Here is a 15,143-nt window from a genome sequence, read left to right as displayed (position 1 = left end):
GTACCAGCAGGTCAGATGACCACCGTTGGCGGAATCCGGGGCTCCGCGCATATGCGGGCGGGCATACTGCCAAAGGCTGGCCCGAAGTTCCACCCGGTGGCCCGTGCATGGCCTGCCGCGCCCGTGGGGAGACTTGTTCGCCAACTCCGGAGTGATGTTCACTCCTTCGAGTGGCGGAGCGGTTGATGCACGGCCCCCTCTCAAAAGCACTGGAATGGTCAGAAGCCGTACGGCGCACCAGGGCGGGGTTCCCCTTCACGTGACCGTGCGTCACCTCTGCTTCAAGGGCGGACGAGTCAAGATTGCGAGCACCGGTGCAGAAGAAGCGGCCTCGGAGCAAGGACAGCACGCGTGAGGAGTCCGAGGCGATGCCTCAGGCAGCGGGTGCCTCCAAGCGGACCGTGCGGGTACGCAGCCGGCTCGTCGCCGGCGTCGCCGTCGTGGGGATCACCGTCATCGCGGCAGGTGCCCCGGCGGCCCTGAGCGCCTCGTCCGATCTCAACGAGTCCCAGCGGCTGGTCACGCTCGCCGAGCTGAACCAGCAGGCGGTCACCCTCGCGCACGCGCTCGCGGACGAGCGGGACGAGGTCACCACCTACATCGCGGGCGGCCGTAAGGACGACGGGGACGCCACCACGGCCCCCGCGGCCCGTGTCGACCAGCAGGTGGACGAGATCGAGGGCGCCGCCCCCGCGGCGCTGCGCCGGGACCTCGCCGTCCTTCCCTCGCTGCGCAGGACCGCCCTCACGGGCAAGGGCTCGGCGATGGAGGCGTACCAGGCGTACTCCGAGGTGATCGCCAAGCTGCACGGCATCGCCGACGAGCTCGCCGAGAAGACCCCGCCGCGCGCCGCCGACGCCTCCCGCGCCCCGCTCGCACTCGGCGGCGCGGTGGAGCAGGCCTCGGCGACCAAGGGGCTGATCCTGGCCGCGCTCGCCGTGCCGGGAACCAAGCCTCAGCAGCAGCAGATCGACCCGATCACCGGCCTGCCGATCCAGACCCAGGCCGACGGCGACAGCGACGACGACCGCAACCGTGACGAACTGAGCGCGGCGGCCCAGCAGGCGAGGGTGCGTGAGCTCGCCTCGCTCGCCGAGTTCGACCAGGCGGCCGGTTCCTCCGCCCGCGACCGGCTCGCCTCCACGGTCACCGGCCCCGAGGTCGCCGGCGCGGAGAAGTACCTCACCCGGTTCACCGACCGCCCCGAGCTCTCCGAGTCCGACCGGGCGGCCGACCCCAAGAAGGTCGAGGCGGCACTCTCCGCCCGGGTCGACCGCATGCGCGGAGTCGAGTCCGCGCTCGGCACCGCACAGGTCAAGCGTCTTGAGGGGCTGCGCGACGACGACGTCACCGCGCTGGAGCTGCGCCTCGCCCTGCTCGGCGGCTGTCTGCTGATCGCCGTCGGCGTCTCCACCGCCGTCGCCCGCACCCTCACCCAGCCGCTCGCCGTGCTGCGGATCGGGGCGGCCCGTATCGCCGCCGAGCCCGAGACCGCCGAGCCGGTCCGCTACACCGGGCGCAACGACGAGTTCGCCCAGGTCGTACGGTCCATCAACGCCCTGCACGGCAAGCTGCACGGAATGCGGCAGGACATCACGGGGCGGGTCGGCGGCCTTCAGGCCGAGCACGGCGAACTGGTCGCGGACCGGGAGGCCCTCACGCGTGAGCGGGCCGAGCTCCAGACCGGGGTCAAGGAGCTCACCGGGCAGCTGGAGCGGCTGCGGAACACCGTCCACCACACCTTCGTGAATCTGTCGCTGCGCACGCTGGGTCTGGTCGAGCGCCAGCTCGCCGTCATCGAGGGCATGGAGGAGCGCGAGCAGGACCCCGAGCGCCTCGCCACGCTCTTCAAGCTGGACCACATGGCCACCGTCATGCGGCGCCACAGCGAGAACATGCTGGTGCTCGCGGGGACCGACCACAACCAGGGGCACGCGGGCCCGATCCCGCTCGTCGACGTACTGCGCGCCGCGGTCAGCGAGATCGAGCGGTACGAGCGGGTCACCATCCAGTCCCTGCCGCCGCACGCCCAGGTCGCGGGCTTCGCCGCCGACGACCTGAGCCACCTGGTCGCCGAACTCGTGGAGAACGCGACCTCCTTCTCCCCGCCCGACTCCCATGTCGAGCTCTCCGGCTGGCTGCTGGAGACCGGGGAGGTGATGCTCTCCGTGCAGGACGAGGGCATCGGCATGTCGGCGGTCCGGATGAGCGAACTCAATGCCAGGCTGGCCGACCCGGCGTCCTTCGAGGCGGGCGAACAGGCCGCGGACGGGGCCGGGCTGGGTCTTCAGGTGACCTCGCTGCTGGCGGCCCGCCACGGCGTACGGGTGCAGTTGCGCGAGCAGAAGGGGAGCGGGGTGACCGCGGTCGTCGTCCTTCCGCAGGCGCTGCTGCCCAAGGCGCCGCCCGCTGTCACCCCGCCGCCCGTGCCGCTGCCGGGGGACGCGCCCACGCTCAATCTTCCGGGTTCGGTCGCCGAGGCCAACTCCAACGCCCTGCCGCCCCGTTCGGCCGCCCAGACCGGCGATCCGCTGATCGAGGCCGCCGAGCGGACCCTGCGCGAGCAGGCCCCGGAGCACGCGACACCGGCCGCCGAGCCCGAGCCCGTGGAGCCCGCAGCCGCGGAGCACACGGCCCCCGAGCCCGTGGTGGCCGCCCCGGCACCCACGCCCGAGCCCGCGGCGCCTGCCGCCGGGCCCGAGGAGTCCGCGGAGTCCGGGCCCACGGAGTCCGAGGCCGAGACCACCCTGCAGGTACGGCTGCCCGCGCAGCCGGACGCGCCCAGCCCGGACGCACCGAGCCAGGACACACCGAGCCAGGACACACCGAGCCCGGACGCGCCCAGCCCGTACGCCATCGGGCCCGACCGCCATGAGCGCGCCGCCGACACGAACCCCGTGCCGGCGCCCGCGCCCGCCCCGGCCGCCGACGCCCTTCCCGGCCCCCGGCAGCCGCTGACCGGACTCGGCGAGGAGGTGCCCGACCCGGCGCCCTCGCCCGAGCGCCTCACGGACAAGGGGCTGCCCAAGCGCACCCCGAAGATCGCCGCGCCGCCGTCCGCCCCGGTCGCCGAGCGCAAGGGCAGCCTGGACAAGGAAGCCCTGCGCCGCAGACTCGGCGGGTTCCACCAGGGAGCGAAGGACGGCCGCCGCGATGTCGAGGCGGAGATCGCCGAGACGGGGCCGGAAACCGACCATGACCGTACCGACGGTCGCATCGATGAGACGGGGGACACAGTCGAGGAGGCACGCAGTTGACTGCGCCCAGCACATTCGGGCTGAGTTCCGAGGCCCGTAACCTTCACTGGTTGCTGAGCAATCTCGTGGAGGAGGTGCCAGGGGTCCACTCGGTCACCGTCGTCTCGTCCGACGGACTGATGCTGCTCTCCTCGGACCCCGGTCTCGCGAAGGGCGGGGCCGGAGGACGGCAGACCGGCCCCCGGGGTTCCAGCGCCGATCTCGCCACCATCGTCTCCGGCATCGGGTCCCTCACGATCGGCGCCGCCAAGCTGATGGACGGCGGCGGCGTCAAGCAGACGATGGTCGCGATGGACGAGGGCAGTGTCTTCGTCATGTCGATCAGCGACGGTTCCCTGCTCGGTGTGCACGCCACCCCCGACTGCGACATGAGCGTCATCGCCTACCACATGGCGCTCTTCGTCGGCCGAGCCGGACACGTACTCACCCCCGAACTCCGCAGCGAGCTGCGCAAATCGATGGAGAGCGCCCAGTGACGTCAGCTGCCGAACCCGTACGAAAACTCCCCGTCAGGGGCGCCGACCGCAAGGCGGCACGGGTCCGTCCGTACTCCCTCACCGGTGGCCGTACCCGCTTCGGCCACGTCCTGCTCGTCGAGACGTTCGTCGCCGCGCTGGACGCCTCCGAGGAGCGCCGGGAGCTCACGAACGGCAATCTCGCCACGCGTGTCATGCCGGAGCTCCAGGCCATCGTGGAGCTCTGCCGCCGCATGCGTACGGTCGCGGAGATCTCCGCCCTGCTGAAGATGCCGCTCGGTGTGGTCCGGGTGCTGCTCAGCGACTTGGCCGACCAGGGAAAGATCCGCGTCTACGGGACCGGTCACGGCACCGGACAGCCCGACCGCGCGCTGCTCGAAAGGGTACTCAATGGACTCCGCCGTCTCTGAGGCGCCGCTCTTCACTCCGCGTCAGCGGGGGCCGCAGGACGGGCCCGACGAGACGGTGCAGGACTGGCAGCTCGACCACACCCGCGCGCCGATCGCGACCAAGATCGTGGTCGCGGGCGGATTCGGCGTGGGCAAGACCACTTTCGTCAGCTCGGTCTCCGAGATCACCCCGTTGCAGACCGAAGCCCTGATGACGCGGGCCAGTGAGGGGACCGACGACCTCTCCGCCACGCCCGACAAGGTCACCACGACCGTCGCGATGGACTACGGCCGGCTCACCCTGAGCGACGACCTCGTCCTGTACATCTTCGGGACGCCCGGTCAGCAGCGCTTCTGGTTCATGTGGGACGACCTGGTGCGCGGTGCGATCGGTGCGGTCGTCCTGGCGGACACCCGCCGCCTCGCCGACTGCTTCGCCGCCCTCGACTACTTCGAGAGCTGCGGCCTTCCCTACGTCGTCGCCGTCAACCACTTCGAGGGAACCACGGGCTACGAGGAGGCCGATGTCAGGGAGGCGCTGACGATATCTCCGCACGTGCCTGTCGTGGTCATGGATGCGCGTAGGAGGATCACCGTCGTCGAGTCGCTGCTCGCCCTGGTGGGCCACGCCCTCGACGTCGCCCCCGAATAACGACGGACGCAACGGAGAACCGTGATGCGGAAGATACTCATAGTCGGGGCCGGCCAGTCCGGTCTCCAACTGGCTCTCGGACTTCAGTCCCAGGGCTACGAAGTCACCCTGATGTCCAACCGCACCGCGGACGAGATCCGGTCGGGCCGGGTCATGTCGACGCAGTGCATGTTCCACACGGCTCTCCAGCACGAGCGCGACCTCCAGCTCAACTTCTGGGAGTCGCAGGCCCCACGGATCGAGGGCCTCGGTGCCTCCGTCGCGGGCCCCGACTCCTCGCGGGTCATCGACTGGGTCGGCAAGCTGGACGGCATCGCCCAGTCCGTCGACCAGCGGGTGAAGATGGCCGGCTGGATGGAGACGTTCGCCCAGCGCGGCGGGCAGCTTGTCATCCATGGTGCGGCCGTCTCGGACCTGGACTACTTCTCACGTACGTACGACCTGGTGATGGTCTCCGCCGGCAAGGGCGAGCTCGTCTCCATGTTCGACCGGGACGCGACCCGTTCGCCGTACGACGCCCCGCAGCGGGCGCTGGCCGTCGCCTATGTCCACGGCCTCGGCCCGCGCCCGGAGCACCCGGAGTTCGACGCGGTGCGGTGCAACCTGGTCCCGGGTGTCGGAGAGCTCTTCGTCATGCCGACCCTGACGATGTCGGGCCGCGCGGACATCCTGTTCCTGGAGGGCATCCCCGGCGGCCCGCTCGACGCCTTCCAGGGCATCAAGGACCCCTCGGAGCACCTGGCCAAGACGCTGGAGCTCATGGAGCGTCACATCCCGTGGGAGTACGCACGCGCCACCAACGTCGAGCTGACCGACGCCAACGCCACGCTGGCCGGCCGTTACGCCCCGACCGTACGCAAGCCCGTCGGCCGGCTGCCCGGCGGCGGTCTGGTCCTGGGCGTGGGGGACGTGGTCGTCGCCAACGACCCGGTCACCGGGCAGGGTTCCAACACCGCGTCCAAGTGCGCGCATTCCTACCTCCACTCGATCCTGGAGCACGGCGACCGGCCGTTCGACGAGGAGTGGATGCAGGCCACGTTCGATCGGCACTGGGAGAACACCCAGCACGTCGTGAAGTGGACGAACGCGATGCTCGCGCCGCCGCCCGAGCACGTGCTGAACCTGATCGGCGCGGCGGGTCAGCTCCAGCCGGCCGCCGACCGGTTCGCCAACGGGTTCAACGACCCTGCGGACTTCGAGAACTTCTTCTACGAGCCGGAGAAGACGAACGCCTACCTCGCGGAGCTCTCGGGCGCGCAGGGCTGACATCCGAACGAAGACCGGGCCGTCACGCCCGTCACGAGGGTGTGACGGCCGGGGCTCTCAGGTGCCCGGTGTCCGGTGTCCGGTGTCCGGTGTCAGTCGGCCTGGGCGTCGAAGCCGGTGTCGGCACCCGAGGTGGCGCCCTCGGGCAGTTCCGGCAGGGTGTACGCGCTGAGCGGTTCGCCGGCCGGGTCCGGGCGTACGGCCCCCAGCAGCGGGTTCGAGGCCAGCGGCGAGACCTTCACGGTGGCGCCAGGCCTGGGGGCCTGCACGACGAGGCCGTTGCCGATGTAGAGCGCCACATGGGTGGCCTTGGGGAAGTAGACCACCAGGTCGCCCGGGCGCAGTGAGGCGACCGGCACCTTCGGCAGCTGCCGCCACTGTTCCTGCGAGGTGCGCGGGATGTCCCGGCCGGCGGCCGACCAGGCCTGCGAGGTGAGTCCGGAGCAGTCGTACGACTCGGGGCCCTCCGCGCCCCACACATACGGTTTGCCGATCTGCTCGATGGCGTAGCTGACGGCCTCACTGCCCTGCTCGGTCGGCGGGCGTACGGAGCTGAGCGCCCCGGACGCGGTGAGCGCGCCCTGGGCGGCTCCGATGTTCTTCTCCTCCAGCTCCGACAGCGCGGCGAGCTGTTCGGCCGACAGCGAGGCCAGCATCGCCTCGATGCCCTTCAGCTGGGACTGCACGGAGTCGCGCTGCTTCTTCTGTCGTTCGGTCAGCACCCGTTGGCGTTCCTGCGCCTCCCGGGACCTGGCCTCCAGGGCCTCGGCTCGCTTCTCCGCGCCGGTCAGCCGGTCCACCGTGGCCGATCTGCCGGCCTGCGCGTGCTCGATGACATGGCTCTGCTCCAGGGCGCGGGCCGGATCGTCCGCCAGCAGCAGCTGCATGTACGCGGAGAAGCCGGTGCGCCCCTGGTACTGGGCACGGGCCAGCTGTCCCGCGTCCCGGCGGCCGGTGTCCAGCGCGGCCCTGGCCTTGGCCAGTTCGGCGCGCACCTTCCTGGCCTCGGCGGTCCGCTTCTTCAGCTCCTCCTCGGTGCCCTTGTAGAGCTCGCCGGACTCCTCGGCCTTCCGGTAGAGCGTCTGGAGCTGCTTGAGGAGTCCGGCGACGCTCTGCGGCGCCCCGGCCGCCGGGGCGGGCGCCGGCTCGGGCCCCGCCGGCTCGGCGACTGCGGGGGAGGCGGCGACGACCGCGGCGAGGGCCGCGGTGCAGAGGGTGCGCGCGAACCTGCGTGACACGACATCACCTCCGGTGACAGGGGCGAGTCCTATTAATCGGACTACCCCACAAGTGCTCGGATCTCGTCCATCCGGTCACTCGGTGTCGGGTGATGCAAGGACCGCCCGGCGTGCCGTCCGGGGGTTGCCCCGAACGGTGGACGCCCGGACGTCACTCGGCGGGGAAGGCGTAGAAGGCCCGCTCCCGCTGGACGACGGCGGTCTTCCCGGTGGCCAGCACCCGGTAGGGCGCGCTGACCGTGGTGCCCTTCGGGGCCTGGGCGCCGATGTCCTGGAACTTCCACAGCCGGCGCCCGTCCGCCGCGGCGAACGCGGTCACCTGCGAGGCGTCCGCTGCGAGCAGCGTCTTCCCGCCCGCGCTCAGCGTGAGCGCGGGGGCGTCGCCGCCCAGCGGCACTTCGGTGGAACGCCGCCAGAGCACCTTCCCCGACGCCCGCTCGACCGCGCCGACCTCCTGGTTGCGGTTGGTGGTGTGGAGCCGGGCGCCGGCCGGGAGTGGTGTGCCGAAGACGGAGGACTCGGTGCCGTTCAGCGTCCAGACCGGCTTGCCGGTGTCCGTCTCGAAGGCCTGGAGGTCGTCGCCCACCGCGCCGTACAGCTGACCCTCCGCGTCGCCGGCCGCCGCGCCGTCCGGTGCGACCGCGCCGAACTCACGCTCCCAGAGCAGCTTGCCCGTCGTGCGGTCGAAGCAGCGGAAGGTGGCCTTGCCCTTGGCGGCCTTGGTGTCGGCGGGGGTGAGGGTGTCGGCGTCCTGGCGCACGACGACGCCCTCGTCCATGACGGCGGTCAGCCGGTAGGCCGGGGTGCCGGGGCTCCGGCCCTCGGGTACGGAGACGCGCCAGAGCTCCTTGCGCAGCACGACGTCGTACGCGAAGAAGTACGCCTTGACGGCCTGCGTGTCCTTCCCCTGCTTCTTGCCCTTCTTCGGCTTGGGCGCCTTCACGGTGACGGTGTGGGAGCCGGTGAACCAGAGGACGTTCCCCGACCGGCCGGTGAGCGGGGCCACCTTCATGTTCGGTACGTCGTCGAACTGGTCCACGAAGCGCACCCGGTGCGCGATCTTCCCGTCCTTCGGCGACAGCCAGAGGAATTCGGTCGGGCTGGCCAGGAAGCAGAGACCCGCTCCGGCCGTCAGGACGGCCTGCGCCCCGGCGGCGTCGGCACGCTCCCAGATCTTCCGCCCCGTCCGCAGGTCGACGCCGGTCGCCCCTGCCGTGTCCGTCAGCACGAGCAGCTTGTCCTGCCAGACGCCCGCGGTGAGCGGGGCAGGCGCGGAGGCCGGGTGGGTGTAGATCCACCGGGGGTCCGGCGCCCGGCCGGGGACGGTGGGGCCGGGCTCGGCGGCCGGCTTGTCGTCGGCGGCCGCGTCGGAGCCGTCGGAGCCGAGGAGAGCGACGGCGCCGCCGCCCAGCACGAGGCCCGCCGCCCCGGCGCCTACGGCCGTGAACAGCGCGCGCCGGCTGGTGACCTGGGCGGCGACGGCGCGCGGCGCGGAGTCCGGTGCGCCGGCCGGGGCCCCGGCAGGCAGGGCCGCGGGGAGCGCCGCGGGCAGTGCCGCGGGCAGTGCCTGGGGGAGCGCGGGGGACGTAACGGGTGCGGCGGGTGAGGCCTGCGGGGCGGCTGCCGTGACCGGATGGACGTACGGGTAGGGCTGTGCGGGTGCGGGTGCGGGTGGCGGTTGCGGTGCGGCGCCGGTCGCCTCCTGGGGGAGGGCCAGCTGGGCCGTCACCCGGTCGGACCGCGGTGCTCGCGCCCCTGCCGGGAGGAAGCGCGTGGTGCGGCTGTCCTCCCCGATGTCACCGCTGCCGCTGCCGCTGCCGCTGCTGCCGTCGCTGTCCTGGGCCGGGTCCGCCGGAGCCTCGTCCCGGACCGCGTCCGCCGGGTCCGCCGCCTCGACCCGCTGGTCCTCCGGCGGCTCCAGCGCCCGCGCCCGTGCCGTCTGGTCGGTCACCGCTGCTGACAACGGCTCAGGGAGCCAGCCGCCCTTGGCGAGGCCCGCCGCGCCCTCCAGTGCCAGTTCGGCCGCGACCGAGCCCGCGCCGGGCCGGTCGTCCGGGTCCTTGGCCAGACAGCGCGCGATCAGCGCGCGCAACTCATCGGGTACGGCGCCGAGTTCCGCGGAACCATGGGCGATGCGCTCCGCCGCCTCCTCCGCGGGCCCGTCGGCGAGCGGGGTGGCTCCGGTCGCCGCGTACGCCAGCAGCAGGCCCAGGACGAACAGATCGGAGGCCGGGCCCACTTCCTTGCCCTCGACCTGCTCGGGGGTGAGATACCCGAGCCGTACGGACAGCTGGCCGCCCTCCCTGGCCTCGGCGGAGGCGGCCGCGCCCAGGGGGCCGAACGCGGTCAGCCGGGGGCCGTCCTCGGCCAGCAGCACCGTCTCCGGCGCGAGGCCCTGGAGCACGGCTCCGGTGGCGTGCACCCGGGAGAGCGTCTCGGCCAGGCCTGCGCCCAGTATCCGTACGGCACGCTCGGGCAGCGGACCCGCGATGCCGATCGCATCGGCGAGCGTCACCGCGGGCACGTACGCCGTGGCGGTCCACAGGCCGTCCTCGTCGTCCTGCGGGTCGAGCGGCGGCTGCACCCAGCCCCCCGCCAGCCGGTCCGCGGTGCGGGCCTCGGACCTGAAGCGGCGCCGGAAGGCGGGTACGGAGGCGAGGGCGGGCCGGGCGGCCGTCACCACGGTGAGCGCGTCGCGGTCCTCGCCCCTGGCCAGGTAGTGCACGGCGCTCGCGCTCTCGCGGAAGCGCGCCAGCGTGGTGTACGGGCCGAAGTGGCGTGGATCGTCCTGACGCAGCGCCTCCATGGCGCACCCCCCTTGTGACCGTGCCCTCGGCACCTGACCGCCGATCTTACGGGCGTCGCCCCGCACACCGCTCAGGACCCGCTGCGGGGTTTCGTCCAGGGCCACTTGGGGGTGGAGCGCTCACGGCCTTCGGGGGCGTACTCGTACACCCAGCCGCGCTGCAGCCCGAGGCGTTTCGAATAGCCCGCCGGTGCGCGCCGGTAGGCGTACACGGTGGCGGGGCCGCCGTCGGCGTCCGGCACCGGGACCTCGTACCACTTGGGCGGATGGCCGGTCGGTCCGAGCAGTACGGGCAGCACCCGGCCGTCGAGGGGGCCGCCGCGGAAGGGCGTGTTCTCGCTTCTCACCAGGCCAGTCTGACGCAGGGCCGGGGCATGGGCCTCAGTCCGGCGGCAGCAGATGTGCCGCCCGGCCCACCACCGGGATGATCCGCGTCGCGAGCCGCCCGGCCGGACCTTCGGCGGTCTCCTGGCTCAGCAGGTCCGCCACCACGGTCTCGGTCTCCTCGTCCGACGCGGCCGTCACCGCGAGCAGGGCCATCAGATGGTCGACCAGCCAGTCCCGCAGGTTCGACGCCGCCGGCCGCTTGTCCTCGTCCAGCCAGATCAGGGATGCCGCCTCCACGGACGCGATCCAGGTACGCACCATCATGCTCAGGCGTGGTCCGGCGGGCTCCTGGCCCTGTCGGCCGCTCCGGCCCAGGTGGAGCAGGATCTGGTCGGCCGCTGCCCTGCGTACGCCGTCCACGATCGTGGTCGTGCGCGAGGTCTCGGCGACGCTGCCGCCGCGCAGCAGGGCGCTGAAGCCGGCGTCGTGCTGGTCGACGAAGCCGAGGTAGCGGTCGAGGACCCGGCCGACGCGCTCGGTGGGCAGGCCTACGGGCGGTTCGGCGAAGCAGCGCGTCAGCTGCTCGGCGGCCGACCCGAGTGCGGCCTCGTACAACTGCTGCCTGCCGCCGGGGAAGTAGCGGTAGACGAGCGGGCGCGAGACGCCGGCCGCGACCGCCACCTCGTCGATCGACACATCGTCCGGAGCCCGGTGTGCGAAGAGGGTGAGCGCCGCGCCCAGCAGTTGGGTGCGGCGCTCCTCGACACCGAGCCGACGGTAGGCGCGGGCCGGCGGTGCTGCGGGCACGGATGACGTCATACTCCGAAGCCTAAGCGCTGCCCCGCGCAGCGGCCTCAGGCCAGCAGGCCCGAGCTCTTCCACAGCCTGCGGCCCACGCCGTTGAGCACGCCGATGTCGTCGAAGAAATCCGTGAGCCTCTTCGCTCCCGTCTGCATGACCTCCGCCCGGTGTCCGCTCGCCCTCACCTGGGCGACGGCCTCGTGGCGGTCAAGGCCCACGTTCGCGTACACCTGCGGATTCACGAAGCAGACCGAGAAGACGCGGGCCGCCTCACCGCAGTTGAGCCGGGTCAGCCTGCGCTCCCAGGGCGGTGCCGTCACCATCTGGCGGCGCAGCTCCTCGCGTGCGTAGCGCACATGCCGGGCCTCCTCGACGACATGGATGCGGGTCACCCCGCGTACGAGCGACTGGACGCGCTCGTCGGGGAAGGTGAGCCGCTGCATCCAGTCCAGGATCTCCTCGCCGAGCAGGGTGGCTGCGAAGGAACCGGGGGTGGTGGAGATGGTCTTCAGCACCCGCGCCAGGTTGTGGTAGCGCCGGGGGACCGGATATGCGGGCCCCCCGCCCCAGTCGATCATGCGGGCGAACATCATGGAGTGCCGGCACTCGTCGGCTATCTCGGTGAGGGCGTAGCGGACGTGCTTGCTGGTCACGGACTTGTCGTAGATGTGCCGGACGAGCAGCTGCATCAGGATGATCTCGAACCAGATCCCCAGCGAGGCCAGCGACGCCGCCTCGTGGCGGGACAGGTCCATCCGCTGCTCCTCGGACATCGTCCGCCACAGCGGGGTGTCGTAGAGGGAGACCAGCTCCGGCGGCCAGAACCACTTGCCGTCCTCGACGCCCGCGTCCCAGTCGAGGTCGGTGTCCGGGTCGAAGGAGTGCTTGGCCGATGCCTCCAGCAGGCGGGCCGCGACCTGTTCGCGGTCCTTGAGCGGGCCGAGCGCGTCGCGCAGCACCCGGAGGGACTCGTCGGTCACTGTCGTCATGGCTGAAGGCCCTTCGCGGAGGGGTTACCGGCGGTCAAGTTTCCGCTCATGATTTATGAGACTGCCTGTCAGCAAGGCAGTCAATCCCCCGTGCGCGACTTGTTGACCGCGTGTCTACCAACGTGTGAACCTGCCAACTGACGTCAGCACCACGGAACGCACCATCCTCGCCGGGCGAAGGAGCCCTCCGTGTCGACACACGACCTCTACACCACCCCGCCGGCCACGCCGACATGGCAGGTCCCTGCCACGGGCGCGGCCCGCTTCAGCTGGGACTACGACGACGGCCGCGAACGCCTCCTTGCCCTCTACCAGAAGGGCAAGGACAAGCAGTGGGACGGCAACAAGCGCATCGACTGGAGCCTGGAGGTCGATCCCGCGGACCCCCTCGGCACCCCCGACGAGGCGCTGACCCTCCACGGCACCCCGCACTGGGCGAAGATGACCGAACGGGACCGGGGCGAACTGCGCAAGCACTACACCTCCTGGCAGTTCAGCCAGTTCCTCCACGGTGAGCAGGGCGCCATGGTTTGCGCCGCCCGGATCGTGGAGTCGGTCCCCGACCTGGACGCGAAGTTCTACTCCGCGACCCAGACCATGGACGAGGCGCGGCACGCGGAGATCTACGGGCGCTTCCTGCACGAGAAGATCGGGATGCTCTACCCGGTCAACGACAACCTCCAGGGGCTGCTGGGCGACACCCTGCGCGACTCCCGCTGGGACATGCCCTATCTCGGGATGCAGGTCCTCATCGAGGGGCTGGCGCTCGCCGCGTTCGGCATGATCCGTGACACCACGACCAGGCCGCTGCCCAAACAGATCCTCGCCTACGTCATGCAGGACGAGGCCCGGCATGTGGCCTTCGGGCGGATGGCGCTGCGCGACTACTACAAGCAGCTGAGCGACGCCGAACTGCGCGAGCGCGAGGAGTTCGTCATCGAGGGCTGCTACCTGATGCGCGACCGGCTCAGCGGCGTCGAGGTCCTGGAGAACTTCGGCATCGGCAAGCAGGAGGCCAAGGAGCTCTCCGAACACTCGGAGTACCTCCAGCTCTTCCGCAAGCTGCTCTTCAGCCGGATCGTCCCCTGCGTCAAGGACATCGGCCTCTGGGGCGAACGGCTCCAGAAGGCGTACGTCGACATGGGCGTCTTCGAACTGGGCAACTCGAATCTGGACCTGCTGATGGCCCAGGACGAGGAGATAGCCGAACAGCTGGACCGTGACCGCTTCGCGGTGGAGGAGCAGGAGCGGGTCGCGGAGGTCGCGGATGCGATAGCGGAGGGCGGCGGGTCATGAGACCCGGCTCACTTCGGAGGGCGTTCGCCTGCCGAGGGTGGGGCCGTTCTGATTGCATGCCCGACACGGAGCGGCGAGGAGCGCGCACGACGAGGGCGAGCGGGGCCAGGTGTGACCATGACCGACCACTGGGGCTGGGTGCATATCCACGGTGCCACCGTGCAGTTCAGCGCACGCACCTACCCGACCTCCGAGGAGGCGCGGGCCGGGCTGCAGGACCACCTGGACGACCGGGCGGATGAGGCGGCCCAGCAGCTGCGGGATCTGCCCGTCCACGCGGTGCCGAGCACCGGTGTGCACCTTCCAGGACACACCTGGCGCGTCCAGACGAGCCACGAGGTCCGCATCTTCACCGGTGACGGCTACCGCACCTACCGGCGTCCCTCCGAGCCCCCGTCGCCGGAGCCCACGCGCGCCGCGCCCGCGAAGGAGCGGCGGGTGTCGATGATGACCGAGTCCCTGCTCCTCCGGCGTGTCCAGGTGGTGGGCGGCCTCATCATGCTCGGCGGCGTCGGAGCGGCCTTCAGCGGCAACTTCGAGGGCGACCGGGGGGCAACCCTGCTCCTCTTCCCCCTCGGGGTGCTCCTTCTCGTCTCGCCGGTGATCCTCGACCTGACGGGGCTGCGCCCGTGGTGGAAGCGGCGGGGGCGCTGACCCGAGGTCCTGGTACTCAAGCCGTTGACCAGGACGTACGCCGAAGTCCGGCTGGAGTGCTAGGAACGGATCCGGTCCGCGGGCGCGGTCCAGCCGGTGGAGCGGATCCACTCGGTCAGGTCCCAGGTGGTCGGTACGATCGCCTTCACCGCTGCGAGGTCCGACGGGGATTCGGGCGCCTCGGCGAACTGGCGGAACATCGCCTTGTCGAGGTCGTTGCCGAGGACGCTCAGCGGCAGGGCCTCGTAGCGTGACGGCAGCCCGGCGCGCGCGCCGAACGCGGCGGCGATCTGGGGGCCCGTCGGCTCGTCGCCGAAGACCTCGATGGCTCCGCCGGGCACGTCCACGGTGTCGAGCAGGATCGCGGCGGCGACCTGGCCGATATCCTTGATCGAGATCATCTTCAGGGCGATGTCGTTCGGCAGCGGCAGCCTCAGCACGATCGTTCCGTCCTCCAGGCTCGGCGCCATCACGCTCGCGAAGTTCTCCATGAAGGCGGTCGGGCGAACCATCGTGGCCCTCAGGCCGGAACGCCTCAGGTGTTCCTCGATCCGGTGTTTCGAGTCGTGGTGCGGCACGCCCGTTTCGCGATCCGCTCCGAAGACCGAGTTGAACACGACGTGCGGCACGCGCGCTGCGGCCGCCGCATCGACGAGGGCGGTGCCCACTCGGACCTCCTCCTCGATCTCCTCCAGGCTGTTCGCCTCCGGGGTCATGAAGTAGAACGCGTCGACCGCCTCCAGCGCGGCGACCGTTGACGCCGGATCGTCGATCCGGACGGTCGCCGGCTCGACGCCCCGGGCGGCCAGTGCCTGCGCTCGATCGGACTCGGGGGTGCGGACGAGGGCCCGCACCCGCGCTCCTCGGGCCAGGAGTGCGTCGACGGTCGCCCCGCCCTGTTGTCCCGTCGCACCGAAGACCGCGATCGCACCGCTTTCCCGCGTGACCATGACGTCACCTCTCGCTAGGGCATGCCGTGAACCCTGGTTAGT

At 71.5% G+C, this 15,143-nt stretch carries 13 protein-coding genes; 7 read left to right on the top strand and 6 right to left on the bottom strand.

What is annotated here, in order from left to right; genetic code table 11:
* Positions 1 to 314: 314 nt before the first annotated feature.
* Genes OG623_RS10520 through OG623_RS10500 form a run of 5 tightly spaced genes read left to right on the top strand, consistent with a single transcriptional unit; the run spans position 315 to position 6,040 of the window.
* Positions 315 to 3,257 carry a nitrate- and nitrite sensing domain-containing protein gene (locus OG623_RS10520; RefSeq protein WP_406145987.1) on the top strand — a complete coding sequence of 981 codons (2,943 nt, stop codon included), beginning with the start codon at positions 315 to 317 and terminating at the stop codon, positions 3,255 to 3,257.
* A complete protein-coding gene (locus tag OG623_RS10515; RefSeq protein WP_406145986.1) occupies positions 3,254 to 3,733 on the top strand; it encodes a roadblock/LC7 domain-containing protein in 480 nt (159 codons plus the stop codon). The genes OG623_RS10520 and OG623_RS10515 overlap by 4 nt, the downstream gene beginning before the upstream one ends.
* The gene (locus OG623_RS10510) at positions 3,730 to 4,143 is read left to right on the top strand and encodes a DUF742 domain-containing protein (RefSeq protein WP_406145985.1); all 414 of its coding nucleotides are present in this window, start codon (positions 3,730 to 3,732) and stop codon (positions 4,141 to 4,143) included. The genes OG623_RS10515 and OG623_RS10510 overlap by 4 nt, the downstream gene beginning before the upstream one ends.
* Complete coding sequence (locus OG623_RS10505) at positions 4,124 to 4,774, top strand: GTP-binding protein (RefSeq protein WP_406145984.1); 651 nt, start codon at positions 4,124 to 4,126, stop codon at positions 4,772 to 4,774. The genes OG623_RS10510 and OG623_RS10505 overlap by 20 nt, the downstream gene beginning before the upstream one ends.
* A 24-nt stretch (positions 4,775 to 4,798) precedes the next feature.
* Positions 4,799 to 6,040, top strand: a complete 1,242-nt coding sequence (locus OG623_RS10500; RefSeq protein ID WP_406145983.1) for a styrene monooxygenase/indole monooxygenase family protein — start codon at positions 4,799 to 4,801, stop codon at positions 6,038 to 6,040.
* 92 nt (positions 6,041 to 6,132) lie between these two features.
* Here the strand turns inward: OG623_RS10500 and OG623_RS10495 are convergent, their stop codons facing one another.
* The 5 genes from OG623_RS10495 to OG623_RS10475 all read right to left on the bottom strand — a co-directional run bounded on the left by OG623_RS10495 (position 6,133) and on the right by OG623_RS10475 (position 12,201).
* Positions 6,133 to 7,278, bottom strand: coding sequence for an NlpC/P60 family protein (locus OG623_RS10495; RefSeq protein WP_406145982.1), 1,146 nt, complete (start codon positions 7,276 to 7,278; stop codon positions 6,133 to 6,135).
* Between the two features lie 151 nt (positions 7,279 to 7,429).
* Positions 7,430 to 10,084 (bottom strand): PQQ-binding-like beta-propeller repeat protein, encoded by a 2,655-nt coding sequence (locus OG623_RS10490; RefSeq protein WP_406145981.1) that lies wholly within the window; start codon positions 10,082 to 10,084, stop codon positions 7,430 to 7,432.
* A gap of 71 nt (positions 10,085 to 10,155) precedes the next feature.
* Entirely contained in the window at positions 10,156 to 10,431 is a 276-nt protein-coding gene (locus tag OG623_RS10485; RefSeq protein WP_406145980.1) for a hypothetical protein, read from the bottom strand.
* Between the two features lie 34 nt (positions 10,432 to 10,465).
* Positions 10,466 to 11,230 carry a TetR/AcrR family transcriptional regulator gene (locus tag OG623_RS10480; RefSeq protein WP_406145979.1) on the bottom strand — a complete coding sequence of 255 codons (765 nt, stop codon included), beginning with the start codon at positions 11,228 to 11,230 and terminating at the stop codon, positions 10,466 to 10,468.
* 35 nt (positions 11,231 to 11,265) lie between these two features.
* The gene (locus OG623_RS10475) at positions 11,266 to 12,201 is read right to left on the bottom strand and encodes a diiron oxygenase (RefSeq protein WP_406145978.1); all 936 of its coding nucleotides are present in this window, start codon (positions 12,199 to 12,201) and stop codon (positions 11,266 to 11,268) included.
* 189 nt (positions 12,202 to 12,390) lie between these two features.
* Here OG623_RS10475 and OG623_RS10470 point away from each other — a divergent pair, with 189 nt between their 5' ends.
* Together OG623_RS10470 and OG623_RS10465 are read left to right on the top strand one after the other, a co-directional pair.
* The gene (locus OG623_RS10470) at positions 12,391 to 13,497 is read left to right on the top strand and encodes a ferritin-like domain-containing protein (RefSeq protein ID WP_406145977.1); all 1,107 of its coding nucleotides are present in this window, start codon (positions 12,391 to 12,393) and stop codon (positions 13,495 to 13,497) included.
* Between the two features lie 117 nt (positions 13,498 to 13,614).
* Complete coding sequence (locus OG623_RS10465; RefSeq protein ID WP_406145976.1) at positions 13,615 to 14,151, top strand: hypothetical protein; 537 nt, start codon at positions 13,615 to 13,617, stop codon at positions 14,149 to 14,151.
* 59 nt (positions 14,152 to 14,210) lie between these two features.
* Here OG623_RS10465 and OG623_RS10460 read toward each other — a convergent pair whose 3' ends face one another.
* Positions 14,211 to 15,101 carry an NmrA/HSCARG family protein gene (locus tag OG623_RS10460; protein WP_406145975.1) on the bottom strand — a complete coding sequence of 297 codons (891 nt, stop codon included), beginning with the start codon at positions 15,099 to 15,101 and terminating at the stop codon, positions 14,211 to 14,213.
* Positions 15,102 to 15,143 lie beyond the last annotated feature (42 nt).

The sequence above is a fragment of the Streptomyces sp. NBC_01012 genome (assembly GCF_045162755.1).
In the GTDB taxonomy this organism is placed as follows: Bacteria; Actinomycetota; Actinomycetes; order Streptomycetales; family Streptomycetaceae; genus Streptomyces.
This window is presented reverse-complemented; position numbering and strand designations above follow the sequence as displayed.

Excerpts from the sequence above, each read along its gene's own strand:
- OG623_RS10505 (WP_406145984.1), top strand. The coding sequence starts at position 4,124 with ATGGACTCCGCCGTCTCTGAGGCGCCGCTCTTCACTCCGCGTCAGCGG.
- OG623_RS10500 (WP_406145983.1), top strand. The coding sequence starts at position 4,799 with ATGCGGAAGATACTCATAGTCGGGGCCGGCCAGTCCGGTCTCCAACTG.
- OG623_RS10490 (WP_406145981.1), bottom strand. The coding sequence starts at position 10,084 with ATGGAGGCGCTGCGTCAGGACGATCCACGCCACTTCGGCCCGTACACC.
- OG623_RS10480 (WP_406145979.1), bottom strand. The coding sequence starts at position 11,230 with ATGACGTCATCCGTGCCCGCAGCACCGCCGGCCCGCGCCTACCGTCGG.
- OG623_RS10475 (WP_406145978.1), bottom strand. The coding sequence starts at position 12,201 with ATGACGACAGTGACCGACGAGTCCCTCCGGGTGCTGCGCGACGCGCTC.
- OG623_RS10465 (WP_406145976.1), top strand. The coding sequence starts at position 13,615 with ATGACCGACCACTGGGGCTGGGTGCATATCCACGGTGCCACCGTGCAG.
- OG623_RS10460 (WP_406145975.1), bottom strand. The coding sequence starts at position 15,101 with ATGGTCACGCGGGAAAGCGGTGCGATCGCGGTCTTCGGTGCGACGGGA.